General features: G+C 36.9%; 24 protein-coding genes and 1 pseudogene. 19 read left to right on the plus strand and 6 right to left on the minus strand.

Translation table 11 applies throughout. The annotated features are described in order from the left end of the window. Positions 1 to 29 precede the first annotated feature (29 nt). On the plus strand, positions 30 to 2,297 hold the full coding sequence (gene clpA / locus MT391_RS09200) for an ATP-dependent Clp protease ATP-binding subunit ClpA (protein WP_499497697.1): 2,268 nt from the start codon (positions 30 to 32) through the stop codon (positions 2,295 to 2,297). Between the two features lie 130 nt (positions 2,298 to 2,427). Here clpA and infA read toward each other — a convergent pair whose 3' ends face one another. Both infA and MT391_RS09210 read right to left on the minus strand, forming a co-directional pair. Next, complete coding sequence (infA, locus tag MT391_RS09205) at positions 2,428 to 2,646, minus strand: translation initiation factor IF-1 (protein WP_007419779.1); 219 nt, start codon at positions 2,644 to 2,646, stop codon at positions 2,428 to 2,430. A 119-nt stretch (positions 2,647 to 2,765) separates the two neighbouring features. Further along, complete coding sequence (locus tag MT391_RS09210) at positions 2,766 to 3,482, minus strand: arginyltransferase (RefSeq protein WP_499497699.1); 717 nt, start codon at positions 3,480 to 3,482, stop codon at positions 2,766 to 2,768. A 353-nt stretch (positions 3,483 to 3,835) separates the two neighbouring features. Here MT391_RS09210 and MT391_RS09215 point away from each other — a divergent pair, with 353 nt between their 5' ends. The 9 genes from MT391_RS09215 to nqrM all read left to right on the plus strand — a co-directional run bounded on the left by MT391_RS09215 (position 3,836) and on the right by nqrM (position 11,541). Beyond that, complete coding sequence (locus tag MT391_RS09215; RefSeq protein ID WP_299665309.1) at positions 3,836 to 4,147, plus strand: BolA family protein; 312 nt, start codon at positions 3,836 to 3,838, stop codon at positions 4,145 to 4,147. A 274-nt stretch (positions 4,148 to 4,421) separates the two neighbouring features. Then, the gene (locus tag MT391_RS09220) at positions 4,422 to 5,762 is read left to right on the plus strand and encodes a Na(+)-translocating NADH-quinone reductase subunit A (RefSeq protein ID WP_166371589.1); all 1,341 of its coding nucleotides are present in this window, start codon (positions 4,422 to 4,424) and stop codon (positions 5,760 to 5,762) included. Between the two features lie 2 nt (positions 5,763 to 5,764). Further along, positions 5,765 to 6,970, plus strand: a complete 1,206-nt coding sequence (locus MT391_RS09225) for an NADH:ubiquinone reductase (Na(+)-transporting) subunit B (RefSeq protein WP_499441020.1) — start codon at positions 5,765 to 5,767, stop codon at positions 6,968 to 6,970. Next, a complete protein-coding gene (locus MT391_RS09230) occupies positions 6,963 to 7,751 on the plus strand; it encodes a Na(+)-translocating NADH-quinone reductase subunit C (RefSeq protein ID WP_166371591.1) in 789 nt (262 codons plus the stop codon). The genes MT391_RS09225 and MT391_RS09230 overlap by 8 nt, the downstream gene beginning before the upstream one ends. Further along, on the plus strand, positions 7,744 to 8,376 hold the full coding sequence (locus MT391_RS09235; protein WP_166371592.1) for an NADH:ubiquinone reductase (Na(+)-transporting) subunit D: 633 nt from the start codon (positions 7,744 to 7,746) through the stop codon (positions 8,374 to 8,376). Before MT391_RS09230 ends, MT391_RS09235 begins: the two co-directional genes overlap by 8 nt. Before the next feature lie 5 nt (positions 8,377 to 8,381). Beyond that, complete coding sequence (gene nqrE / locus MT391_RS09240; protein WP_166371593.1) at positions 8,382 to 8,990, plus strand: NADH:ubiquinone reductase (Na(+)-transporting) subunit E; 609 nt, start codon at positions 8,382 to 8,384, stop codon at positions 8,988 to 8,990. 66 nt (positions 8,991 to 9,056) lie between these two features. Continuing rightward, positions 9,057 to 10,280 (plus strand): NADH:ubiquinone reductase (Na(+)-transporting) subunit F, encoded by a 1,224-nt coding sequence (gene nqrF / locus MT391_RS09245; protein WP_166371594.1) that lies wholly within the window; start codon positions 9,057 to 9,059, stop codon positions 10,278 to 10,280. Between the two features lie 5 nt (positions 10,281 to 10,285). Further along, positions 10,286 to 11,314 carry an FAD:protein FMN transferase gene (locus MT391_RS09250; protein ID WP_499497701.1) on the plus strand — a complete coding sequence of 343 codons (1,029 nt, stop codon included), beginning with the start codon at positions 10,286 to 10,288 and terminating at the stop codon, positions 11,312 to 11,314. Positions 11,315 to 11,316: 2 nt separating this feature from the next. After that, entirely contained in the window at positions 11,317 to 11,541 is a 225-nt protein-coding gene (gene nqrM / locus MT391_RS09255) for a (Na+)-NQR maturation NqrM (protein WP_166371596.1), read from the plus strand. Between the two features lie 80 nt (positions 11,542 to 11,621). On the opposite strand, the gene MT391_RS09260 is transcribed toward nqrM, so the two are convergent. Further along, positions 11,622 to 12,071, minus strand: coding sequence for a YaiI/YqxD family protein (locus MT391_RS09260; protein ID WP_166371597.1), 450 nt, complete (start codon positions 12,069 to 12,071; stop codon positions 11,622 to 11,624). Positions 12,072 to 12,830: 759 nt separating this feature from the next. Here MT391_RS09260 and cspE point away from each other — a divergent pair. Further along, a complete protein-coding gene (gene cspE / locus MT391_RS09265; protein ID WP_019613006.1) occupies positions 12,831 to 13,037 on the plus strand; it encodes a transcription antiterminator/RNA stability regulator CspE in 207 nt (68 codons plus the stop codon). A 575-nt stretch (positions 13,038 to 13,612) separates the two neighbouring features. Here the strand turns inward: cspE and MT391_RS09270 are convergent. Next, entirely contained in the window at positions 13,613 to 15,208 is a 1,596-nt protein-coding gene (locus MT391_RS09270) for a sensor histidine kinase (protein WP_499497703.1), read from the minus strand. Positions 15,209 to 15,322: 114 nt separating this feature from the next. Here MT391_RS09270 and MT391_RS09275 point away from each other — a divergent pair, with 114 nt between their 5' ends. Both MT391_RS09275 and MT391_RS09280 read left to right on the plus strand, forming a co-directional pair. Next, positions 15,323 to 16,549, plus strand: coding sequence for a cystathionine gamma-synthase family protein (locus MT391_RS09275; RefSeq protein ID WP_499497704.1), 1,227 nt, complete (start codon positions 15,323 to 15,325; stop codon positions 16,547 to 16,549). Positions 16,550 to 16,605: 56 nt separating this feature from the next. Beyond that, on the plus strand, positions 16,606 to 16,974 hold the full coding sequence (locus tag MT391_RS09280; protein ID WP_499497706.1) for a hypothetical protein: 369 nt from the start codon (positions 16,606 to 16,608) through the stop codon (positions 16,972 to 16,974). A gap of 224 nt (positions 16,975 to 17,198) precedes the next feature. Here MT391_RS09280 and MT391_RS09285 read toward each other — a convergent pair. After that, positions 17,199 to 17,429, minus strand: a pseudogene (locus tag MT391_RS09285) (RNA recognition motif domain-containing protein); the annotation flags it as partial. A gap of 593 nt (positions 17,430 to 18,022) precedes the next feature. Between MT391_RS09285 and MT391_RS09290 the strand changes: the two are divergent. The 4 genes from MT391_RS09290 to greA all read left to right on the plus strand — a co-directional run bounded on the left by MT391_RS09290 (position 18,023) and on the right by greA (position 22,873). Continuing rightward, on the plus strand, positions 18,023 to 19,231 hold the full coding sequence (locus tag MT391_RS09290; protein ID WP_499497708.1) for a multidrug effflux MFS transporter: 1,209 nt from the start codon (positions 18,023 to 18,025) through the stop codon (positions 19,229 to 19,231). Positions 19,232 to 19,547: 316 nt separating this feature from the next. After that, entirely contained in the window at positions 19,548 to 21,134 is a 1,587-nt protein-coding gene (gene prfC, locus MT391_RS09295) for a peptide chain release factor 3 (RefSeq protein WP_299665277.1), read from the plus strand. Positions 21,135 to 21,526: 392 nt separating this feature from the next. Then, entirely contained in the window at positions 21,527 to 22,312 is a 786-nt protein-coding gene (locus MT391_RS09300) for a TatD family hydrolase (protein ID WP_499497709.1), read from the plus strand. 78 nt (positions 22,313 to 22,390) lie between these two features. Continuing rightward, the gene (greA, locus tag MT391_RS09305; RefSeq protein ID WP_028867983.1) at positions 22,391 to 22,873 is read left to right on the plus strand and encodes a transcription elongation factor GreA; all 483 of its coding nucleotides are present in this window, start codon (positions 22,391 to 22,393) and stop codon (positions 22,871 to 22,873) included. A gap of 61 nt (positions 22,874 to 22,934) precedes the next feature. Here greA and yhbY read toward each other — a convergent pair whose 3' ends face one another. Beyond that, entirely contained in the window at positions 22,935 to 23,231 is a 297-nt protein-coding gene (yhbY, locus tag MT391_RS09310) for a ribosome assembly RNA-binding protein YhbY (RefSeq protein WP_028867984.1), read from the minus strand. Positions 23,232 to 23,342: 111 nt separating this feature from the next. On the opposite strand from yhbY, the gene rlmE reads away from it, so the two are divergent. Further along, positions 23,343 to 23,996 carry a 23S rRNA (uridine(2552)-2'-O)-methyltransferase RlmE gene (gene rlmE / locus MT391_RS09315; RefSeq protein ID WP_166371605.1) on the plus strand — a complete coding sequence of 218 codons (654 nt, stop codon included), beginning with the start codon at positions 23,343 to 23,345 and terminating at the stop codon, positions 23,994 to 23,996. Between the two features lie 60 nt (positions 23,997 to 24,056). Continuing rightward, positions 24,057 to 26,090 carry an ATP-dependent zinc metalloprotease FtsH gene (ftsH, locus tag MT391_RS09320; protein WP_499497761.1) on the plus strand — a complete coding sequence of 678 codons (2,034 nt, stop codon included), beginning with the start codon at positions 24,057 to 24,059 and terminating at the stop codon, positions 26,088 to 26,090. The last annotated feature ends 32 nt before the right edge of the window (positions 26,091 to 26,122 follow it).

A 26,122-nucleotide genomic window follows, 5' to 3' on the forward strand; every position in this document is an offset into this window, starting at 1 on the left:
TTTTATTTCCACTCTCCTAAGGAGTCTCCATGCTAGATAAACCTTTAGAACATAGCCTCGATTTAGCTTTCCGAATTGCGTATGAAAAATACCATGAATTTATGACATTAGAGCATCTATTATTAGCTTTATTGGAAAATGAAGAAATAAAGAAAATTTTGCTAGCTTGTTCGGTTGATATTGTTTCCCTGCATCTTGAATTAACGGAGTTTTTAGATACTAATCCCAGTTTGTCAGAGGTTAAAAATCAAAAGCTAGAAATACAACCTACGATCGCTTTTGAGCGTGTACTGCAACGTGCTATTTTTCATGTGCAATCATCGGGAAAAACAGAAGTTAGTGCTGCTAACGTGCTGGTGGCTATTTTTAGTGAACAAGAATCACAAGCGGCTTACTTCCTTAAAAAGTCCAATGTATCGCGCTTAGATGTAGTTAATTACCTTTCCCATGGCGTTGAAAAACATCCTGATACGGTGATCTTTCATGAGCCTGAGCAGATTGAATCTAAAGTCGAAGAAAACGATGAAATGCCCTTTACCATTAATCTTAATGAGCAAGTGGTTGCTGGTGTTATCGACCCATTAATTGGTCGCGAAAAAGAATTAGAGCGTTGCGTGCAAATACTGTGTCGTCGCCGTAAAAACAATCCATTGTTAGTTGGAGAGTCCGGAGTTGGTAAAACCGCAATCGCAGAAGGACTTGCATACCGCATTGTACATAATGATGTGCCGGAAGTGATTGATGACCATATTATCTACTCTTTAGATATGGGTGCATTATTAGCAGGTACAAAATACCGAGGTGAGTTTGAACAACGTTTCAAAACTGTATTAAAAAAACTACAAGATCAAAAAAATGCGATTTTATTTATTGATGAAATCCATACTATTATTGGTGCAGGAGCGGCCACGGGTGGCCAACTAGATGCTGCTAATCTATTAAAACCTTTATTAACGGGGGGCAAACTTCGTTGTATTGGTTCCACAACCTATAAAGAGTTTGGTCAAGTTTTTGAAAAAGAACATGCATTGGCGAGACGTTTCCAAAAAATTGATGTGCTTGAACCTTCGGTTAAAGAAACTAGCCAAATTCTTCTCGGTTTACGTTCGCGTTACGAAGAACACCATAATATTCGTTATACCAACAAAGCATTGATGGCCGCGGCTGAATTAAGCGCTAAATACATTAATGATCGCCAGTTGCCTGATAAAGCGATTGATGTGATAGATGAAGCGGGTTCTCAAATGCGTTTATTGCCTGTCAGCAAACGCAAAAAAACCATTGGTGTGGCAGAAATTGAAACCATTATTGCTAAAATCGCACGTATTCCAGAAAAGTCCGTGTCTAGCTCAGACAAAGACGCACTAGAAAAATTACATGACCGTTTGAAAATGACGGTTTTTGGCCAAGATACAGCTATTGATGCATTAACTGATGCTATTCATTTGAATCGTTCTGGTTTATCTGATGAATTAAAACCTGTGGGATCTTTTTTGTTTGCTGGTCCAACTGGGGTGGGTAAAACGGAAGTTACACAGCAATTAGCCAAAGCATTAGGCGTAGAGTTGTTACGTTTTGATATGTCCGAATACATGGAGAAACACACGGTATCAAGATTGATTGGTGCTCCACCTGGTTACGTTGGATATGAACAAGCAGGTTTGTTAACCGATGCGGTAGTTAAACATCCCTATTCTGTGGTGCTGTTAGATGAAATAGAAAAAGCACATTCTGATGTTTATAATATTTTATTGCAGGTAATGGATCATGCAACATTAACTGATAGCAATGGTCGCAAAGTTGATTTTAGAAATGTTATCTTGGTGATGACAACTAATGCAGGCGTGCAAGAAACGGTTAAACAATCCATTGGCTTTAAAGAGCAGAAAGAAGGTGCAAAAGCGATGGATGAAATCAATAAGATTTTTTCTCCTGAATTCAGAAACCGTCTTGATAATATTATTTGGTTTAATCATTTAGATTTAAAAGTGATCAGCCAAGTGGTTGATAAGTTTATAGTGCAGTTACAGGTGCAATTAGATAAAAAACAAGTTTCACTTGAAGTAGATAGCAAAGCTCGTAATTGGTTAGCAGAGCATGGTTATGATAAAGCGATGGGGGCGAGACCAATGGGACGTTTAATTCAAGAGAAACTTAAAAAACCGCTCGCGAACGAAATCTTATTTGGTGGATTACAAGAGGGTGGTAGTGTCTCAGTGCGTTTAAACGAAACGGCGGATGGTGTTGAGTTTATCTATGATAAAAAGACTGAGAAAGAAGTGGAAATGAGTAACTAACTAATTATTTATTAACTTTTCTTTGTTCATTACGTACTTCAATTGTAGTTACAAATTTTAGTCATAAAAAAACCAGCGATAAAGCTGGTTTTTTTATGACTATTTAAAGCCTGACTTGGTTTCCGGCTAATTAACGAGCACGGAAAACAATACGACCTTTTGATAGATCGTAAGGGGTCAATTGAACTGTCACTTTATCGCCAGTTAGAATACGGATGTAGTTTTTACGCATTTTTCCTGAGATATGTGCAGTAACAACGTGACCGTTTTCTAATTCCACACGGAACATTGTATTAGGCAGAGTATCTAAGATAGTGCCTTGCATTTCAATACTGTCTTCTTTTGCCATTGGCGATGGATCCTTCGTATAGGTAAGTTGTGCTACTTTCAATCGGCGCATAATGCCAGAATAATTGGGAGTGGTAAAGGATTGTTGCTCATTAATCAAACTAAATAGTGAATGAAACCCTAATCAAAGGACTTCCATTGTTGGTTTATAAAGCGCTGATGTGGATTAAACTGATTTTTGTAATTCATTTTTTGACAGTTGTGAATGTAATAACCTAAATACAGAAATGTTATGTTTTTTTGTTTTGCTAAATCTAGCTGTTGTAAAACGGCATATTTTCCTAATGAATGTTCACTATAATCAGGATCATAAAAGCAATAAAAAGCACTCCAATCGGTTGCTGAGTCTGTACATAGTTGGTCTGTAACACTGACTGATATTAACTGTTCAGCATCATACACTTCAATAAATAGCATATCTCCCCAACTACATGCTAAAAAAGATTCAAATTGTTCTGAGCTAGCAGGATACATGACACCTTCTTTATGAACCTGATTAATGTAGCGTTCGTATAGAGGGTAGTAGGATGCTTTAGGGGTAGTGCTTATCAATGTAGTGAAATGTTTATTTTTGTTTACTAAGCGTTTTTGGCTTTTGGATAACTTGAAATTTTGACTATTCACACGTAATGATTCGCAGCCATTACATTCTGGGCAATGTGGCCGATACACTTGATCACCACTACGCCTAAAACCTATCAACATTAAAGCAGGATAATGTTGTTTTGCATGAACTTCAGGATCAACCAGCATAATGAGCTGTTCTTCTTTATCGGCTAAATAGGAACAAGCAAAAGCAGCGGTTAAACCTACTCGAAGATCAGAAGCATTAGACATGGTGAATTTTATCCTTATTTTTTAATATGATTAAGTATTGGTTGGATAACTTTCTGTATGTCTAGGATAAACAAAATTTTAACCCTGTCTTTATTTAATTCAAACTTACTTCAGTGTATCGTAAAATAGGTACACTTATTATGTGAATCTGACTGTTTTATCCATTGTGGATATTTAAAATTCACAATTATGTCGGCATCTTGCATCAAATTTTGCTTGTGAACAAAAACTTTTACCTTGGTAATGAATGTAGAGGTTAACTATTTTTTCTTAAGCATGTAACATAAACTGTTTTCTTTATTATCGATAAACGTCAGCCCAACTTCCAGCCATAAATTAATATGCGAGGCCTTATGACAGTTCACCAAACCATTCAAGATAAGCTAAAACAACGCTTTCAAGCTGATTATTTACAAGTAGAAAATGAAAGCCAGAATCATTCTGTTCCACCTAACTCCGAAACTCATTTTAAGGTCACACTTGTTTGCGAAGAGTTTGAAGGGGTGCGTTTGATCATGCGCCATCGTTTAATTAATGAATTGCTTGCTGAAGAGCTTGCGGGACCGGTACATGCATTGGCTATGCATACTTACACGCCTTCCCAATGGGCCGAGAAAAATAAAGTCTCGCCTAATTCGGCACAATGTTTAGGTGGTGGTAAATAAAAGCGTAGTATTGCTTTTCTAGAAACGCGAGAGAAAAGCTAAATTGCCAAAGTGTTAATGGACTCTCTACATTTTGTTACACTTTTTCTATTAAATTTGAACTTACTACGGTTAGCTTTTTATTTGATATAGCAATTAGCCCCTCTCTAATGTTAATATTTGCGAGAATTTTTTAGCGTACGTGTTAATTGTTTGTTAATAGCAAACGATTGCATGTAATGTTTTATTGCCGAAAGGCATCTAACTTTCCTCCCGTAACATAGTGCAAGAGAATATGATTACTATAAAAAAAGGACTGGACCTCCCTATATCAGGAGCGCCAGAGCAAGTCATTCAAAATGGCCCAGCCATTTCTGAAGTTGCTATACTGGGTGAAGAATACGTTGGTATGCGTCCGTCAATGGCTGTTAAAGTCGGCGACAGCGTAAAAAAAGGGCAAGTTTTATTTTCTGACAAGAAAAATGAAGGTGTGCTTTTTACCGCTCCAGCGTCTGGTGTAGTGAAAGAAATAAACCGTGGTGCTAAACGTGTACTGCAATCTGTTGTTATCTCTATACAAGGCAATGAGTGTGTGCAATTTGCTAAGTATGAAAGTAAACAATTAGCAAATCTTGAACGCAGTAAAATAGTTGCAAACTTAGTTGAATCCGGCGCGTGGACTGCATTACGTACTCGCCCATTCAGCAAAGTACCTGCTATTGATGCTCAACCCGCTTCTATTTTTGTGACGGCAATGGATACTAATCCATTAGCAGCAGATGCAACGATTATCATTAATGAAAATCAACAAGCCTTTACCGATGGACTAGCGATTTTATCGCATTTAACATCGGGTAAAGTGTATGTTTGTAAAGGTGAAGCTGCATTGCCTAAAAGCGCAGTGGCAACCGTGGAAGAAAAAATCTTCACCGGTGTTCATCCTGCTGGTTTAGCCGGTACACATATTCACTTTATTGATCCTGTTTCCGCTACTAAACAAGTTTGGTCAATTAACTACCAAGATGTAATTGCATTTGGCCAGTTATTTACTACCGGTGAATTATACAGTGAAAAAGTGATTTCTGTCGCTGGCCCTGCTGTTACAAAGCCTCGTTTAGTACGTACATTGCTCGGCGCATCGGTATCTGAACTAACTGCTGGCGAGTTAATCACAGGTCAAGTTCGTGTGATTTCTGGATCAGTGTTATGTGGTGTTACAGCAGCGGGCCCACATGGCTACTTAGGTCGCTACCATAACCAAATATCAGCATTGATTGAAGGTTATGAGAAAGAGCTATTTGGCTGGGGTGTTCCTGGTTTTAATAAACACTCTGTATCTAGTGCATTCTTATCAGCATTAAATAGTGCGAAGAAATTTGCATTTACTACCACTACTGGCGGTAGTAAGCGTGCGATGGTACCAATCGGTCAATATGAACGTGTGATGCCATTAGATATTTTACCAACAGTATTATTACGTGACTTGATCGTTGGTGATACAGATGGCGCACAGACATTAGGCTGCCTAGAATTAGATGAAGAAGATTTAGCACTATGTACTTATGCTTGCCCTGGCAAATATGAATACGGTTCAATCTTGCGCTCATGTCTAAGTAAAATTGAGAAGGAAGGCTAATAATGAGTCTTAAGAACTTAATTGAAAAAATGGAACCGCATTTCGAAGCAGGGGGCCGTTATGAAAAATGGTACGCACTGTATGAAGCCGCAGCGACATTTTTTTATACACCTGGTCATGTGACCAAAGGTATTACTCACGTTCGCGATAGTATTGACCTTAAACGCATGATGATTTTTGTTTGGTTAGCAACATTCCCTGCAATGTTTTACGGCATGTACAACACTGGTGTACAAGCCAATGAAGCAATTGTTGCAGGTTACTCTGCATTGGAGGATTGGCGTGTTGCGTTATTGGATATGCTAGGAGTCACACTTGGCTCTGGTGCTGGTTTATTTGATAACTTCCTGTTTGGTGCCGCTTATTTCCTACCTATTTATGCTGTTACTTTTATAGTTGGTGGCTTCTGGGAAGTGTTATTTGCTAGTGTGCGTAAGCATGAAGTAAATGAAGGTTTCTTTGTTTCTTCTGTATTATTTGCATTGATCGTACCGGCAACCATTCCTCTATGGCAAGTTGCTTTAGGTATTACCTTTGGTGTTGTTGTTGCTAAAGAGATCTTTGGTGGTACTGGCCGTAACTTCTTAAACCCAGCTCTTGCGGGCCGTGCATTCTTATTCTTTGCTTACCCAACGGATATTTCAGGCGATGCGGTTTGGACTGCTGTTGATGGTTTCTCGGGCGCAACATCATTAAGTGTGATGTCTCAAGGCGGCTTAGAAGCTGTTCAATCTAACCTATCTTGGATGGATGCTTTCCTTGGTAATATGCAAGGTAGTATTGGTGAAGTTTCTACACTGGCTATTCTGATCGGTGGTGCCTTTATTGTGATCACGCGTATAGCTTCATGGCGTATTATTTCAGGCGTTATGATCGGTATGATTGCGACTTCATTATTATTTAATGTGATTGGCAGTGATACAAACCATATGTTCCAATTACCTTGGTACTGGCATTTAGTCATGGGTGGTTTTGCCTTTGGTATGATCTTTATGGCAACCGATCCAGTATCAGCATCATTTACTAACAAAGGTAAATGGTACTACGGTATTCTAATTGGTTTGATGGTGGTATTAATTCGTGTTGTAAATCCAGCCTTCCCAGAAGGTATGATGTTAGCTATTTTATTCGCTAACTTATTTGCACCGTTATTCGATTACTTTGTGGTGCAAGGCAATATCAAACGGAGGCTCGCACGTAATGTCTAATCAACAAGAAACATTTGGCAGAACGATTATTGTAGTACTGGCAGTTTGTCTAGTCTGTTCAATTATTGTTGCTGGTGCTGCAGTTGGCTTACGTCCAATGCAAATCGCTAATAAAGAGATCGATAAGCAAAATAATATTCTTGCTGTTGCTGGTTTAACGACCAATAAATCAACTAAAGAAGTTTTTGCATCAAATATTGAAACTAAATTAGTTGATATAGCGACGGGTGAATTTGTAACTGATCTGAGTAAAGAAGAAGTTGCTAAATATGACCAACGTAAAGCATCAAAAGATCCAGAGAAGAGTGTTAAATTAACTGCGGATCAAAATGTCGCTAAAATAAACCGTCGTGCTAATTTAGCGACTGTATATTTAGTGTCTGATGATAACGGTCAATTGCAACGTATTATCCTACCTGTACACGGCGCTGGTTTATGGTCGACTATGTATGCTTTTGTTGCTGTGCAACCAGATGGTAATACGATTGATGCTATCACTTACTATGAACAGGGCGAAACGCCTGGACTAGGTGGTGAAGTTGAAAACCCTCGCTGGCGTGGACTGTTTGTTGGTAAAGAATTATTCGATGCTGACGGCAACCCCGCTATTAAAATTGTTAAAGGACAAGCTGCTGCTGGTTCTAAACATGAAATTGATGGTTTATCTGGGGCGACACTAACCAGTGTTGGCGTAGAGCATACCTTTACTTTCTGGTTAGGTGAGCAAGGGTTTGGTCCATTTCTTAGCAAAGTTCGTAAAGGAGCGCTAAACAATGGCTAAATCAAGTGAATTAAAAGAAGTACTAACTTCTCCGGTAGTAAGCAATAACCCCATTGCGCTGCAAGTATTAGGTGTTTGTTCTGCATTAGCAGTAACAGCCACCTTACAAAACGCAGTAGTAATGACCTTAGCGGTATTGTTTGTAACGGCTTTCTCTAACTTATTTATTTCGTCAATACGTAACTATATTCCTAACAGTGTACGTATTATCGTACAGATGGCGATTATTGCTTCGTTAGTAATAGTAGTAGACCAAGCGCTAAAAGCATTTGCTTTTGGTATCTCTAAACAGTTATCTGTTTATGTTGGTCTGATCATTACAAACTGTATTGTAATGGGACGTGCTGAAGCATTTGCAATGAAAAACAAACCTTTCCCAAGTTTTATGGATGGTGTGGGTAATGGTTTAGGTTACGGCTTAATCCTTGTTTTAGTTGGTGCTGTTCGTGAACTATTTGGTTCAGGTGCTCTGTTCGGTATTGAAATATTACCGTTAATTTCAAATGGCGGCTGGTATCAAAGTAATGGTTTATTACTTCTACCTCCTAGTGCCTTCTTTATCATAGGTGGCATTATCTGGGCAATTCGAGTAATTAAACCAGAACAAGTTGAGCCAAAGGAGTAATTTGAATGGAACATTATCTTAGTTTATTTGTGCGTTCTATTTTCATTGAAAATATGGCACTCGCTTTCTTCTTAGGCATGTGTACTTTCCTTGCTGTTTCTAAGAAAGTTAAAACATCAATGGGTCTAGGCGTAGCAGTAATTGTAGTATTAGGTATTTCTGTACCTGCTAACCAAATTATCTACTTTAACCTATTAGCACCTGGTGCACTTGATTGGGCGGGTTTCCCTGATGCGGATTTAAGCTTTTTAGGCTTTATTACGTTTATCGGTGTGATTGCTGCTTTAGTACAAATTTTGGAAATGGTATTGGATAAATACTTCCCAGCTTTGTATCAAGCATTAGGTATATTCTTACCACTTATTACTGTTAACTGCGCCATCTTCGGTGGTGTATCATTTATGGTTCAACGTGAGTATAACTTACTAGAATCAGCAGTTTATGGTATTGGTAGTGGTGTAGGTTGGACGCTTGCGATTGTTGCTCTAGCGGGCATCCGTGAAAAAATGAAATACTCTGACGTACCCGATGGTTTACGTGGTTTAGGTATTACATTTGTAACGGCTGGATTAATGGCATTAGGTTTCATGTCATTCTCTGGTATCCAGCTGTAATCGTTGCTGTTTTAGCTTAGATGAATTCGAGGGAATTTATTCCCTCTCAAAACAAGGAAAAAGTCGATGGAAATCTTTCTCGGCGTTGCCATGTTTACAATTATCGTTTTAGCATTGGTCGTTATTATTTTATCGGCAAAGGCAAAACTTGTAAGCACAGGTGATATTACAATTTCTATTAATGATGATGCGGACAAAAGCATCCATACCCAAGCAGGCGGTAAGTTATTAGGTGCATTAGCAAATGCTGGTGTATTTGTTTCTTCTGCATGTGGTGGTGGTGGTACTTGTGGCCAGTGTCGCGTGAAAATTAAATCAGGTGGTGGTGATATTCTACCCACTGAGCTTGATCACATCACTAAACGTGAAGCAAAAGATGGCGAACGTTTATCATGTCAGGTAAATGTTAAAGAAGACATGAGCATTGAACTACCAGAAGAAATCTTTGGTGTTAAGAAATGGGAATGTACGGTTATCTCTAATGGTAACGAAGCAACATTTATCAAAGAGCTTAAATTACAAATTCCTGATGGTGAATCAGTACCGTTTAAAGCCGGTGGTTATATTCAAATTGAAGCGCCTGCTCACCATATCAAATATAAAGATTTTGATATTGAAGAACAGTACCGTGGTGACTGGGAACACTTTAAATTCTTTGATTTAGAGTCAAAAGTTGACGAAGAAACGATTCGTGCTTACTCAATGGCTAACTACCCTGGCGAAGAAGGCATTATCATGTTGAACGTGCGTATCGCTACGCCTCCGCCACGTGATCTGTCATTACCTTGTGGCAAAATGTCATCATTTATCTTCAGCTTAAAAGCCGGTGATAAAGTAACTATTTCTGGTCCATTTGGTGAGTTCTTTGCCAAAGAAACTGAAAATGAAATGGTATTTATCGGTGGTGGTGCTGGTATGGCGCCAATGCGTTCACATATTTTCGACCAATTCCGTCGCTTAAAAACAACGCGTAAAGCAAGTTTTTGGTACGGCGCGCGTTCTAAGCGTGAAATGTTCTACGTTGAAGATTTTGATGCGATTGCAGCTGAAAATGAAAACTTCGAATGGCATGTCGCATTAAGTGACCCACAACCTGAAGATAACTGGGATGGTTACACTGGTTTCATTCATAATGTATTGTTTGAAAACTACCTTAAAGACCATGAAGCTCCAGAAGATTGTGAGTTCTACATGTGTGGTCCACCAGTTATGAATGCTGCGGTTATTGCTATGCTTAAAGATTTAGGCGTAGAAGACGAAAACATCTTACTTGATGACTTCGGCGGTTAACCCTGATGATTAACTCATCAATTAAATGGCTAGCCTTAATAGGGCTGGCCTTTTTTATATCTTCGTGCTCAAAACCTGAAGCGCAATTATTGCATATTCAGGGACAAACCATGGGCACCTATTATCAAGTTTCTTATGCGCTTTCTAGCGAACAGTCTGAAGATAAGCAACTTTTAACTAATCACTTACAGACATCAATTGATCAACAATTAGAGTTGGTAAATGATCAAATGTCTACCTATCGTCCACAATCCGAGTTGTCATTATTTAACCAAAGTAAAGATGCGTATGAGGTTTCTGATGCGACGATTAAGGTCGTTAAACGTGCTCTTAAGGTTTATCAGCAAAGTGGCGGTGCGTTTGATGTTACGGTTGGTCCATTGGTCAATTTGTGGGGCTTTGGTCCAGATAAAAAACCAAATAAAGTACCTAGTGCTGAATTAATTGAACAAACTAAACAAAAAATAGGTAGCCAATATCTTTCTATCGAAGGTAACCAATTAGTAAAAGCTAAGCCGGATCTCTATGTTGATCTGTCTTCCATTGCTAAAGGCTACGGTGTTGATGTAATTGCTGAGTTTTTAACTAAACAGGGCATCACAAACTATTTAGTAGACATTGGCGGTGAATTGCGAGCAAGCGGTACTAAGCTTAATAAAGCGCCATGGACATTAGCAGTAGAGCGTCCTGAATTCGGTCAAAATGTGCAGCGCCTATTGCATATCGGCGATAATGCAATTGCCACCTCTGGTGACTATCGTAATTATTTTGAGTTTGATGGTATTCGTTATTCGCATACTATTGATCCAACTACTGGTCGTCCGATTAGTCACAAGTTAGTGTCTGTGACAGTGATTGATAAGAGTAGTATGGTCGCCGATGCATTAGCGACGGCTATTACTGTATTAGGACCTGAAAATGGGTTAAAATTTGCAAATAAGCTTCATCAACCTGTTTTTTTATTAACTAAACAAGGCGATGGATTTGTTGAATCTTATACGCCTGAATTTGAACCCTTTTTTGTAAAGGAATAAACATGATCTATTTTATTGCCACGTTTGTTGTTTTTTTATTGGTTATTGTTGCGATGGCAATTGGTTATATAGTTAACCAAAAAACAATCGGTGGGAGCTGTGGTGGTTTAGCCTCTGTTGGTATCGATAAAGAATGTGATTGTCCTGAACCTTGTGATAATCGTAAAAAGAAAGAAGCAGAAGAAGCTCGTACGTTAAAGCTACAAGCTGAAACACGTATTCTATAATCTTCTTTTACATTTACTTCAAAAGGTAGCATTTCTATGCTTGTGCGCCATTAAATGGCGGTATTAAGTAATAGATAATGTTACCTTTTTGCTTTTTGTAACCACCTATCTAGTGAGTTCGCAAAGTTTTGTTTATCTTTGTCTGAGAATTTATTGGGTCCTCCACTGATTTGACCAACACTACGTAGTTCTTCTGCCAGATTACGCATTGCGAGTCGTTGTCTGACATTATCAGCTGTGTATAGCTCTCCGCGTGGGTTTAATGCAATGATGCCTTTTTCCACTAATTCAGCGGCTAATGGAATATCTTGAGTGATGACTAGATCTTTTAAGGCGACATGCTGACTAATGTAGTTATCCGCAACGTCAAAACCCTGTGATACTTGAACTGTTTTTACTAAAGCGGTCCTTTTTACAGGAAGGGGGGAGTTTGCAACAAAGATAAGCTCGGTCTGTGTTCTTATGCTTGCTCTTAATACCATTTCTCTTACAGATACTGGACAAGCATCTGCATCAATCCAAATTGTCATAGTTATTCCTTGATCTTTAAAGGTTAAATATAACAAAAAAACTATTATTAATTAATCATTATATTTCACTCATTATTTAACGATTAAATTATAATTTATTTAAATATTAATTAGTTAGCTTGGTTTTGTTGTGGTGCTGGTTGGCAATATAAAGTTCATTATTTTTAGAGTATTCAATTTTCTTTTTTGATTATTACCGGTGTTATCGAAAGGTTCATGATGGTGATAGCTTTGATAATGAAGTTTTTGATAATGTCGGTAATAATGTTATTAAGTGTATTGTTAAAAGTATTGTTGATGATATTGAAGAAAGCTTTACCTCCTAGATTCGCATAGTAAGCGGGGTTTATTTAAAAATTAGTTTAAGGGGGAATATGCTCAATCATTTAAACTAGTTAAATGATTAAAAAGAGAAGTGAGAGCTTACTTTTACAAATGAAGGTATTACTTGTTTCTTACTTTTCTACTAAATAATATTAATTCACATTCTTTTTTGTATTTTAGTGTGTTGATAAATATGCGTTTTTATTTATTGTTACGAATTTATTTAATGTTTTTTTTATATTTTAATTAAATAGCTATTGACACCTTTTTAAACCTATATATAATCTTTTTTAGCTTGAAAGTTCGTTTTATATTTATGTACTTTGTTCCGTATTAATGTACCGAATCCTATACATCATAAGTAATAGCAACACTTCTAGCCAACTGCCTTGATTTTTTTAAGGTTAAATTACTCAAATATATTAGGATATACACATGTCTACTACTACTGGTACAGTTAAATGGTTCAACGAATCTAAAGGTTTTGGTTTCATCGAGCAAGAAAACGGTCCTGACGTTTTCGCACATTTCTCTGCTATCGCAAGCACTGGTTTTAAAACTCTTGCTGAAGGCCAAAAAGTACAGTTCACTGTTACTCAAGGTCAAAAAGGTCCTCAAGCAGAAAACATCGTAGCTCTTTAATATTGCTTCGATGAGCGTTTACCGCTCATTCTGATTGAAAAAAAGGTAGGTTACTGACTTGCCTTTTTTTATACCTGAAACAAAATATTCTACACAATCAACCTATTATTTTTCCTATCTAGCTAATTAACCTTATTTCTTTCTTATGGTTAAACCTCTTCATTATTATTCTTTTAATTCCATTCTTACTCGTGGCTAGTTAAAATATTTCGTATATTGTGACTATTTTCATCAATAAATTTTATCAAAAAAACTGCTTCTATGGCTGTTATCAATCAACACACATTATTCAACCGCTACTCGAGCTATTACGTTAAAATTATAAAATAGGACCCTTCGTGCGATTAAAGACGGTAATTCTTATCATTGCTGTTTTAAGCTCTTATAAATAGCCATAAGTTCGTTCTAGTTCGTCAGCTATTGATCTTTATATTTAGGTTTTGTTCACTGCCATCTACTTATTTCTACATCTTGAATGGTAATTAGCTTAGACGACGATCACATACGACAAGAGGTTTCAATGGTTACAATAGGCTACTAAGCTATTTTTTATTAGAAGCCTTAAACTACAGCTATTAATGACGTATTAATTTTCGTTTTTCAAAGGGTAATATGACGGTGAATATAGAACCTTTACCTATTTCACTACTAACTTTAATCTCTCCATTATGTTGGTGAATAATTGAATAGCTAATTGATAGCCCTAGGCCAGTTCCTTTCCCTAGCGCTTTTGTTGTATAGAATGGAGTAAATATATCGTTGATTTTATTAGGATCAATACCAGATCCTGAGTCTGATACTTGAATGTATAAGTTGTTCTCTTGTACATGGGATTTGAAGAAAACAACTTTATTTTGTGATGTTTCAACGGAGTCTTTTGCATTTATTAATAAATTAATAAGTACCTGTTCAATTTGTGTTTTGTTGCAAAATAAAGCAGGTAGAGAAGGGGGAATAACTTGCCTTAATTCAACATTGTCCTGATTGTATTGATTAATAACTATACCAATAACATTATTGAAAATAGTGTTTGGGATTTCTTTCTGATAATTATCTAATTCACTATCTCGTCCAAAACTACCTACTTGTTTAACAATTTTTTCTATTCGGTCACTTTGTTCTACGATCGCTTTACAGCTTTTCTCAACTAAATGGTAATTCCCATTATGTAAATTATCTAGGCACATATCGGTGTGTATACAGATAACCTGTAAAGGTTGATTTATTTCATGTGCAATACCTGCAGCTATCTCGCCTAATGAGGCCAACTTGTTTGACTGAATAAGCTTGGCTTGACTATTTTTCCATTCATCATTAATGCGCTTATATTGTTCTTTGTCCTTAATATGTTTTTTATTCATGCTGTAATATAAAGTTAATAACTTGACCGTAATTGCAGCTAACAATGAAATAAGTAATGAAAAAATAAGGAATAAATCACCATTTGGAGCTGAGATATGCGACCAAATCATAAGTTGCCATTGATGCCCATACAAAGTGATTGTTAGTTGATTGGTAATATCATTAATGTGCGTTTTTTCAGGCAAAGAACTAAATAATGTAATGCCATTTTCTGATAAGGCAAAAGGCTTGGTTATCTGATAGGTATCTATTTTATGCCTCATTAACATATCTATATTTAATGATACTTCGATATAACCAACCAGCGCCTGTTCTATGATAAGGGGAAATTGTAAATTAAGTTCTAATTTATTATCTTCGGAATAGCTTGAGCGGCTAGTATAAACAAATGTTGAAATAACCTTTTCTTTTTCCATAGGGAGATGGCTACGAGCACGTAATTGCTGCTTTCTAAGCATAGGATCTGAGTGCTCAATCAGGTCTCCGGGTGGTAACGAAAATTGATTTTGTTCAACCAGTGGGAATAATTGTATTTTTTTAATCGTGCGGTTGATTCGTTTTAATGCATTCGTATCACTTTGCCAGTGTTGATTAAGGTCTTCAAGAGTCAACCACCGGTTGGTGACTAATTGAATTATTTCAGCATTATTTTCAATTGCCCCTCGAATATTAAAACTAATACTTTTACCTTCCACTTCAATATTGTTTTGTTGTACTTTGATTTCTTCTTTAATAAGTTGTGCAGAAATAAAGTATGAAATACTTAATCCAATTAAAAAAACAAAAACACAGTAAATATTTGACTTCAATTTATTTCCTTAAACCATCTAATGCTAAATTACTCTAGATTAGGCATAATACGTTAAATTTATAGATTTTGAGATCAAAGCGATCATTATTGAGATTAAAGGCAAGGAATTTAAATGACAGCGTTAGGTTTTACTACAAAAATAGTACATGCAGATCATCAATTAGGATTAGAAGCAGGTGCCGTCCATGCTCCAATACATAACTCAGTACCATTTGGTTTTAAAGATGTTCAAGGGTTAATTGACGTATTTCAAGGTCAACCTGGTCATGCTTATGCTCGCTCTTCAACACCCACTTTAGATGCTTTATGTAAAAAAATTCAAAAAATAGATAATGGTATAGCCACGGCTGTTTTTTCCTGTGGTATGTCAGCTATAGTGGCTACGTTTTTGACACTTTTAAAATCTGGTGATCATCTAATTTGTAGTCGATTTTTATTTGGCAATACAACGTCACTTTTAGGGACGTTACAGGACTATGGTATCGATGTAACATTAGTTGATGCAACAGATATCAATGACGTCACTGGTGCGCTAAACAGTAATACTAAAATGGTTTTTGTAGAAACGATTGCTAATCCAGTAACCCAAGTGAGTGCGTTAGCTGAAATTGGCGATTTATGTGAAGCAAATGGCCTTGTGTACGTTATTGATAATACAATTACTTCAAGTTATTTATTCGATGCGACTACCGTGAAAGCAAGTTTAATTGTCACTTCATTATCTAAATACGTTGCTGGCCATGGCAATGCAATGGGAGGCTCTGTTACAGATACTGGTTTATTTAATTGGGAAAACTATCCAAATATTTATGAGGGTTATCGAAAAGGTGATTCTAAAATGTGGGGGATCAGTCAAATTAAGAAAAAAGGATTACGTGATATGGGAGCTTGTTTAAGCTCACAGGGCGCACACCTTATTTCTGTTGGCAGTGAAACCATGGAGTTGCGCATGGATCGCCAAGCTATTAATACAATGGCGCTAGCTAAATTGTTAGATGCACATCCTAAAGTGGCTAAAGTGTATTACCCTGGTTTAGAAAATCATCCTCAACATCAACGTGCTAAAACATTATTTAATGGATATGGTGCGCTATTAAGCTTTGATTTAATTGATGGTATTGATTGTTGTGATTTTTTGAATAAATTAAATCTAGTTATTAGTGCAACACATCTAGGCGATAATCGTACCTTAGCATTGCCCGTTGCTCCAACTATATACTTTGAAATGGGACTCGCACTGCGTCAACAAATGGGGATCAGTGAGAATATGATCCGCTGTTCAATTGGCATTGAAAATACAGCTGACTTGATTGCTGACTTTGAACAAGCATTGGCATAATTAACAGTCATAAAAAAGAGGTTACGGCCTCTTTTTGTATGTTCGGATTAATAGTAATGATGCATTTTATTGTTTTTGGCTTAAGTTTGTTATTCCTCTCCGTTGGCGTTATTGCAAAGGACAGTAATTCCGATGCAGAGTTAACAACAGTGGGGTATACACTTGCCAATTATGAAGTCTGTGAGTTATTAGCAAAACAAAAAAATGACCCAGTGATGGGTTTTTATTATGCGCAAATGCATCAGTTAAGTGAGCTTGAGTATCAAGGCTACACTGAAGGTAAATTACAGGTAATTGAAAAAGAAAGAGCTAAAGCACTCTCTCTATTAAGGAAAGTGAGCAGCGCTAGTATGCTCCAGCTCTGCTCAAATAGGTTTGATCCTGTTTCTCGTCAGCATTATCAAATAAAATTATCTGAACAATAAAGTGAAGAGTAAGGCTGATATTAAGACAGTCAATAATTGTTAGCTATCAGTAGATATTTTACCTGTTTAATTAACTTACTTTACTCTTCTTTAACTTCACCCCAGACTGCCGCAGGGTCAACCATTGTTGATTTTTGCTCGGCAGACTCAGTTGCTTTCTTTTGTTTTGGTTTTACTTTTACGGCTTCAATTGCAGGCGTTTCTTCAGATTCTTTTTTTACTTCTGCTTTTTTAACTCGTATTATATTACCCGCTAATTTATATCCATTTAATTGTTTAATAGCAGCTTTTGCTTCACCTACTTTAGGCATTTCAACAAAAGCAAACCCCTTTGAAGCACCTGTTTCTTTATCTAATACCAGATTACAAGATTGTATATTACCGTGCTCTTTAAACAGGGACAGTAGTTTTTCTTCGGTGGTGGCTTTTGCTAGATTACGGACTAATAATTTCATTGGAACTCACTTAATTGGATAATTTCTCTTATTTTAGCAGGAAGTTAAATCGATTGCTGATTAAAGCGTAATGAATAAAGCTTATAAGCTATTTTTAATAAAAGATGTAATAAAAAGGTGCGTATTCATTTCGTGTTATCAATTTTATTAGTTGAAATAGATGATTCAAGTAATAAACATTTTATTGTTCGACAATGCACCTGTTAGGTGAGTCTACGTGCAGAATGGCTGAATTTTTTATTGATATTTACCTTTTATCACAGGCGCTATTATTTCGATGTTCCAGAATGAAAAAACGTTTTTATCGAACTAACTGTAGGCATAATAAAAATACATATTAACCCTAAGTTAACCTTGCAAAGATTATAATGGTGGACACCAGATCAGAATAATAGAAATGAAAGTCGTGATTATAGCAAGCAGTTAAGTTTACAGCTTCACTGTGCTGTATTGCTTCACTTATGTACTGTTGAGGTTATTTCAATTGAGATTGAAAGCCGACTTAACGGTATTATTTTAGCACTTTTTACAAACAGACTACACCTTATCAAAATACCCAATTATCTTTAATAAAAATTCAAGTGGAGAAAAAATTGAAACAAGTACAGCCAATTTTAGGGCGTAAAGGCACATTGCTATTTTTAGTCATCATTAGTGCTTTCCCTCCGCTAACGATGGACCTATACCTGCCCGCATTGCCGCAGATGGTCGAGGTATTAAATACTAATCAATCGATGGTCAATTTAACGTTAAGTGCCTATTTTGTTACCTATGCAATAGGGTTACTCTTCTGGGGACCTTTAAGTGAAAAATTTGGCCGTAAACCGATCCTATTAACCGGTATCATTATTTATATTATTGCCAGTGTGTTCTGTGGTTTGTCGGTTTCAGTTGAACATTTAATTTTTTCTCGTATTGTCCAAGCTTTTGGTGGTAGTGCTATCACAGTGGTCGCTACCGCGATTATTAAAGATCTTTATGATGGTAGAGAGCGCGAGAAAATAATGGCAACGATTATGTCATTAGTGATTATAGCTCCCATGGTTGCTCCAGTTTTGGGGGCATTTTTATTAAAAGTTGCTTCTTGGCACATGATGTTTTATACGCTTGCTGCATTTGGTGTGTTTGCTACGTTTTTTGCATTATGTTATCGCGAAACACTTGCCACTCGATATACTGGCTCTGTATTGCGTTCATGGGGGCGTTTGGGAACAGTATTAAAAAATCCTCAATTTATTTCATTGTTAGCCATTTTTTCGATTGTACCAATGGCTCTAATGGCTTTTTTAGCCGCTGGTTCTTACATCTATATTAATAACTTTGGACTAACTGAGCAGGAATTTAGTTATGCATTTGCCTTTAATGCCTTTTTTGCTTCATTTGGACCGGTTATTTATATCAAGTTATCAAAAGTCATTAACGTACAAAAAATCATTACAGGTTGTTTTTTACTATTAACGGTTTGTGGCTGTGTAACTTACACCTACGGATATACTTCACCCTGGTTATTTGCTTTCTTAGCGGGACCTGCCACGTTATCTGTGATCATGATGAGGATACCTGGCACTAATCTTATGTTAGATCAACATGATAGCGATACTGGCTCAGTTGTCGCTATTATACAATTTTTAAGCATGATCTTTGGCGCATTGGGAATGACATTAGTATCGTTACGTCCTGAGTCATTGATCGAAAATCTAGGCTTAATTCAATTAATTATTGGCCTGACAGGGGGAGGGCTTTGGTTATTGATAAAAAACAGTCCTCATGTTGCTGATAAGTTAGTTAAAGTAGCTGGTTAAGCCATTAATTATGCAGTTTATTTTTATGGCGGTGTTGCTGTTATAGAGTAAGGGCGGCTAAAAGTGTTTTAGCCGCGATTCATAGTAAGGTGTTTATTGCAACTGCTTATCTGTTAGGGGTATGTTTTGTGTAGCTAAGCGATTTAAAGCGTCCTTTTGTTGTAAAATTGAACGTAATAGGAAATGAATTAGTTTTCTCAATTTGCTATAGTTCAGCGAAATTTACAAATCACTCATTTTCGCAAAATATAATTATGTACATAGCTATGCGCGTAACTGTGCATCTAGTTATCTACATATTAAGAGAAAACTAAAAATGGCAGACGCTAAGTTCTTAGAAGCCGTCAACTGTAGACGCACATTCGCAATCATATCTCACCCTGATGCTGGTAAAACAACGATCACAGAAAAAGTACTTTTATTCGGAAATGCGTTACAAAAAGCAGGAACAGTTAAAGGTAAAAAGTCTGGACAACATGCAAAGTCTGACTGGATGGAGATGGAAAAAGACCGCGGTATTTCTATCACTACATCGGTAATGCAATTTCCCTATGGCGGTGGCTTAGTTAACTTACTTGATACGCCTGGGCATGAAGATTTCTCTGAAGATACTTACCGTACGCTAACAGCAGTTGACTCATGTTTAATGGTTATTGATGCCGCAAAAGGTGTTGAGCAACGTACTATTAAATTAATGGAAGTAACCCGTTTACGTGATACACCAATTATCACTTTCATGAATAAATGTGACCGTGATACACGTGATCCCGTTGATTTAATGGATGAGGTTGAAGACGTACTTAATATTGCCTGTGCACCTATTACTTGGCCAATTGGCATGGGTAAAGAATTTAAAGGTGTTTACCATATATTACGTGATGAAGTTATTTTATATGAATCAGGGCAAGGCCATACTATCCAAGATGTTCGTATCATTAAAGGGTTGAATAACCCTGAAGTGGATAAAGCAATACCTAACCATGCTGATGATTTGCGTGAAGAGATGGAGTTAGTAATAGGGGCATCGAATGAATTTGATCAGGCTCTGTTCTTATCTGGTGAATTAACTCCTGTATATTTTGGTACGGCATTAGGTAACTTTGGTGTCGACCATGTCTTAGATGGTTTAGTTGAATGGGCTCCCAAGCCATTGCCAAGAGAAACAGTGCAACGTGTTGTAGAGCCTACGGAAGAAGCGTTTTCCGGTTTTATCTTTAAAATTCAAGCTAATATGGATCCGAAGCATCGTGACCGTATTGCATTTATGCGTATTTGCTCTGGTAAATATGAGAAAGGCATGAAAATGCACCACGTGCGTACTGGTAAAATGGTCAGTATTTCAGATGCGGTAACCTTTATGGCCGGTGACCGAGCTGCAGCAGAAGAATCATTTTCTGGTGATATTATTGGTTTACATAACCACGGTACCATTCAAATCGGCGATACATTTACTACCGGTGAAGATCTTAAATTTACTGGTATTCCAAACTTCGCCCCTGAAATGTTCCGTCGCATCCGTTTAAAAGATCCTTTAAAACAAAAACAATTGTTGAAAGGATTAATGCAATTATCCGAAGAGGGTGCTGTTCAAGTGTTCCGTCCATTACGTAGTAACGATTTGATCGTTGGTGCTGTTGGAGTATTGCAGTTCGAAGTGGTTGTACAGCGCTTAAAATCAGAATATAAAGTGGATGCTATTTACGAAGGTATTAGTGTTGCCACCGCATTATGGGTGGATTGCGAAAATCCAATTAAAATGGCTGAATTCGAGAAAAAAGCATTCGATAACTTAGCATTAGATGGCAGTAATAATTTAACTTACGTTGCACCAACAATGGTCAACTTAAATTTAGCGATTGAACGTTATCCGGATGTGCGTTTCCGTAAAACACGTGAACACTAATTAGATATTGTGTATTAGATACGTTTATTCAGTATTGTTTATTAGGCCTTCTTCATTAGGTATTGTTAATTAGCTAATTGCTTTGGCAAAACTGAAAAGATTTTATTCTAGATAAACTGATGCAGATAAACTGATGCAGATAAACTGATGCAGATAAACAGCTAATAGTCACAAAAATAAAGCGTCTCAGGGCGCTTTTTTCTTTTTATTCCTTCCCTTTCTTACTACTCCAGTTAAAACGTTGTCGATCTCCCTCTTAAATATCCTTACACAGCCCTTGTGTAGACGGTGTCGTTATTTTTATATAAATTTTCTTTTCTGAGTTTATATCTCGACGTATTATAGAATAATGCCATGATCAATCATTGTAGGCCCTTACAGCAAGGTGGAATATGTTTATTGATAGTCATTGTCACTTTAATTTTGAACACTTTAAAGTTAATCGTAAATTGCTTATGTTTGCACTTAATAATGCTCACATTAATAAACTCATTATTCCTGGTACAGATGCGCAACGTTGGCCTGAAATCATCAAATTAACGAAGCAATACGAGGGGTTATATTTTGCGTTAGGGCTTCATCCTCATTTTTTAACTGATTTCGAACCACAACAACTTATACAACTTGAACATCTATTAACTAAAACGCGTCAACAATCAGGAAGTAAATGTGTTGCCCTAGGTGAAATTGGCCTAGATAAGCTCATTGATAGCGATTTAGCCTTACAAGAAAGCGTGTTCTTAGCGCAACTTGCCATTGCCCAGTCATTAAAGCTTCCGGTTATTTTACACGTCGTAAAAACACAATCCCGAGTACTGGATCTATTGAAACAGGTAAATTTTAGCTATGGAGGGGTTTACCATGCATTTTCAGGGAGCGCGGAAATAGCCAAAGAGTTCATTAAATTAGGTTTTAAGTTAGGTATCGGAGGTGTGATCACTTATCCGAGTGCTAAAAAAACCAGAAGTGCATTACAACAACTGCCTCTTTCAAGCCTAATATTAGAAACAGATGCCCCTGATATGCCTGTATATCAACAAATTGCGACAAATAACTCCCCTGCTAATTTACCGATCATCTTTAATGCACTTTGTGAACTGCGTGAAGAGTCAGCAAGCGTGCTTGAACACCAAGTTTATAATAACACCTTAAGCATTTTCTCTATAGACGATGACTAATGCTACTAACTAGCGTAAAATAGCCGCTTTTCTAAATACAGTTAGTGAAACATTGTTTCCAGAATAAGGTGATGGTTAATGACTCAATATCCAATGACAGCAAAAGGCGCTGATATTTTGCGTGCTGAATTAGAGCAATTAAAAACAGTAAAACGTCCTGAAATTGTTCACGCTATTGCTGAAGCCCGTGAACATGGTGATTTAAAAGAGAATGCTGAATACCATGCTGCGCGTGAGCAACAAGGGTTTTGTGAGGGCCGCATTCAAGATATCGAAGCGAAGTTATCAAATGCACAAATTATTGATGTAAGTAAAATTGCTAACAATGGTAAAGTTATTTTCGGTGCAACGGTAACGATTGTTAATGCAGAAACAGATGAAGAAGTTACGTATCAAATCGTTGGTGATGACGAATCTGATATTAAAAAGAACTTAATTTCAATCAACTCACCGATTGCACGTGGTTTAATTGGAAAAAGTGTGGATGATGAGATATCAATTACAACACCGGGTGGTGTGATTGATTATGATATTATCAAAGTTGATTATATTGCTTTGTAATAGATAATAAAAAGCCCAGATTATCTGGGCTTTTTATTAGAAGAATAGTATTAAACGTAAATTATTTACGTGGTAATTCTATTTTCTTAGCTTCACTTGGGCGGAATAAAACAACTATATGTCCAATTTTAGCAATCGCTAGTGATTCTGTTTCACGTACAATCGCATCGATAATAAGTTGTTTAGTTTCACGATCATCGGTCGCTATTTTTACTTTAATTAATTCATGGTGGCTAATAGCGTTTTCAATCTCAGCTAATACACCTTCGGTTAAGCCATTTTGTCCCAGTAATACAACTGGTTTTAAAGGATGAGCTAAACCTTTTAAAAATTGTTTCTGTTTGTTTGATAATTTCATGCAAATATCTTTCATTAAGGGTTGAAAATGGTTCATTCTACCCTTAAATATTAACCTTTACTATTTAGATTATTATTTATCCTAACTATTCATCCACTAAAGGAAGTAATTGTGGCAAAACCAGACAGTACAAATCGTCTTAAAAAGAGTGCATCGGGCAGTTCAAAGAGATGGATGCATGAGCATGTAAATGATTTTTATGTGAAAGAAGCTAATAAACAAGGTTTACGTTCACGTGCTGTTTTTAAATTGGATGAAATTAACGGTAAAGACAAACTTATCCGCTCTGGTATGACTGTGGTCGATTTAGGCGCAGCGCCGGGAAGTTGGTCACAATGGGCTGTTGATAAAGTGGGTTCAAAGGGAAAAGTAATTGCCTGTGATATATTACCAATGGATTCAATTGCAGGTGTTGATTTTTTACAAGGCGATTTTCGTGAAGAAGTGGTCTTAAATGCATTGCTAGAACGTATTGGTGATAATAAAGTTGATGTGGTGTTATCGGATATGGCACCAAATATGAGTGGTAACACTGGTATTGATCAACCAAAATCGATGTATTTAGTTGAGCTAGCATTAGAAATGTGCCGTGATGTACTTGTGAAAGACGGTAGTTTTATCGTTAAAGTATTTATGGGAGCAGAGTATGAATTCTATATTAACGAAGTGCGAAAACTATTTAAATCCGTCAAAACAAGAAAACCAGATTCTTCAAGAGCAAGATCGCGAGAAGTTTATTTAGTGGCGACTGGTTTTAAACTGTAGTAATCTGATTTAATATTATATTCTTTTCATTTTTAACACGAGGTTTACATCTTGAACGATATGGCAAAAAACCTGATATTGTGGTTAGTCATCGCAGTAGTCTTAATGTCTTTATTCCAAGGCTTTGGATCAGACGAAACAAAAAAATCACAAATCGACTACACCACTTTTAATAAAGAAGTAAGCCAAGGGCAGATCCAACAAGTACAAATTAATGGACAAGAAATTAAAGGTTTAAAAAGTAACCAAACTCCGTTTGTTACTTATATTCCTGCGCCAGATTTAGACTTAATGAATTACCTTATTAAAAATGATGTAAAAGTAGAAGGAACACCTCCAGAAGAAACTAGTTTCTTAGCGTCTATTTTTGTTTCGTGGTTCCCTATGCTGTTATTAATTGGTGTTTGGATCTTCTTTATGCGCAACATGCAAGGTGGCGGTAAAGGCGGCGCAATGTCATTTGGTAAGAGTAAAGCTAAATTGATGAGCGAAGACCAAATTAAAACAACATTTGCTGATGTCGCTGGTTGTGATGAAGCCAAAGAAGATGTTGTGGAGCTGGTCGATTACTTAAAAGATTCAACTAAATTCCAAAAATTAGGCGGACGTATTCCAACTGGGGTTTTATTAGTTGGTCCTCCTGGTACAGGTAAAACACTTTTAGCTAAAGCGATTGCTGGTGAAGCTAAAGTACCATTCTTCTCAATTTCAGGTTCTGATTTTGTTGAAATGTTTGTCGGTGTTGGTGCATCTCGTGTGCGTGATATGTTTGAACAAGCTAAAAAATCGGCACCTTGTATCATCTTTATCGATGAAATTGATGCAGTCGGTCGTGCTCGTGGCGCTGGTATGGGTGGTGGTAATGATGAACGTGAGCAAACATTAAACCAAATGCTAGTTGAAATGGATGGTTTCGAAGGTAATGAAGGTATTATTGTGGTTGCTGCGACGAACCGTCCAGATGTACTCGATGCGGCCTTATTACGTCCAGGTCGTTTTGACCGTCAAGTTGTTGTTGGTTTACCTGATGTACGTGGTCGTGAGCAAATTCTAAAAGTACATATGCGTAAAATACCACTGGATGAAGATGTGAAAGCAACCGTCTTAGCGCGTGGTACACCTGGTTTCTCTGGTGCCGATTTAGCTAACTTAGTTAATGAAGCTGCATTGTTTGCTGCACGTGGTAACAAACGCACAGTGTCAAAAGAAGACTTTGAACAAGCGCGTGATAAAATATTAATGGGCTCTGAACGTCGTAGTTTGGTAATGACAGTTAAAGACAAAGAGTCAACTGCTTATCATGAAGCGGGACATGCAATCGTGGCTAAATTAGTACCACAGCATCATCCAATTCATAAAGTAACGATTATTCCTCGTGGACGTGCTTTAGGGGTAACTCAGTTCTTGCCTGAAGGCGATCAAATTTCTCAAAACAAAGATGAGTTAGAAAGTAGTATTTCGGTTGCCTATGGTGGTCGTATTGCTGAAGAGCTTATTTATGGCGCACAAAAAGTATCAACGGGTGCGTCACAGGATATTAAACAAGCCTCTGCTATTGCACGAGCAATGGTTACGGAGTGGGGTTTCTCTGAGAAATTAGGACCTATTCTATTAACAGGTGAACAAGGTAGCTTACGTTCTAATGTTGTCTCACATGAAACGGGTAAAGTGATTGATGATGAAGTAAAACTATTTATCGATACTAACTATAAACGCGCTTTCAAGTTATTAAGTGACAATATTGATATTTTACATGCAATGAAAGAAGCATTAATGAAATATGAGACTATCGATGCCAATCAAGTTGATGACTTAATGGCGCGTGTAACTGTTCGTCCTCCAAGTGATTGGGATGATGAAAAAGAAGTTGAGTCACTTAAAGAGAAAAAATCGACTATCGATATGGTTAAACCAGAGAAATCGACAATTGATATCGATAAGTCTGAAAAATCTAATATCAATATGGTTAGGCCTGAGAAAAAGAAAGTAGATACTGAAAAAGATGTTGATCTTGAAAAACCTGCAGATGTTGAAAAACCAGAAACGGTGGAAACAACTGACACGTTAACTGATCAAGATAAAGACAATAAATAAAGTATTTATTTTGTTTCATTTATCTAAAAAAA

The organism is Vibrio sp. 1-Bac 57, from assembly GCF_037546855.1.
Taxonomy (GTDB): Bacteria; Pseudomonadota; Gammaproteobacteria; order Enterobacterales; family Psychromonadaceae; genus Psychromonas.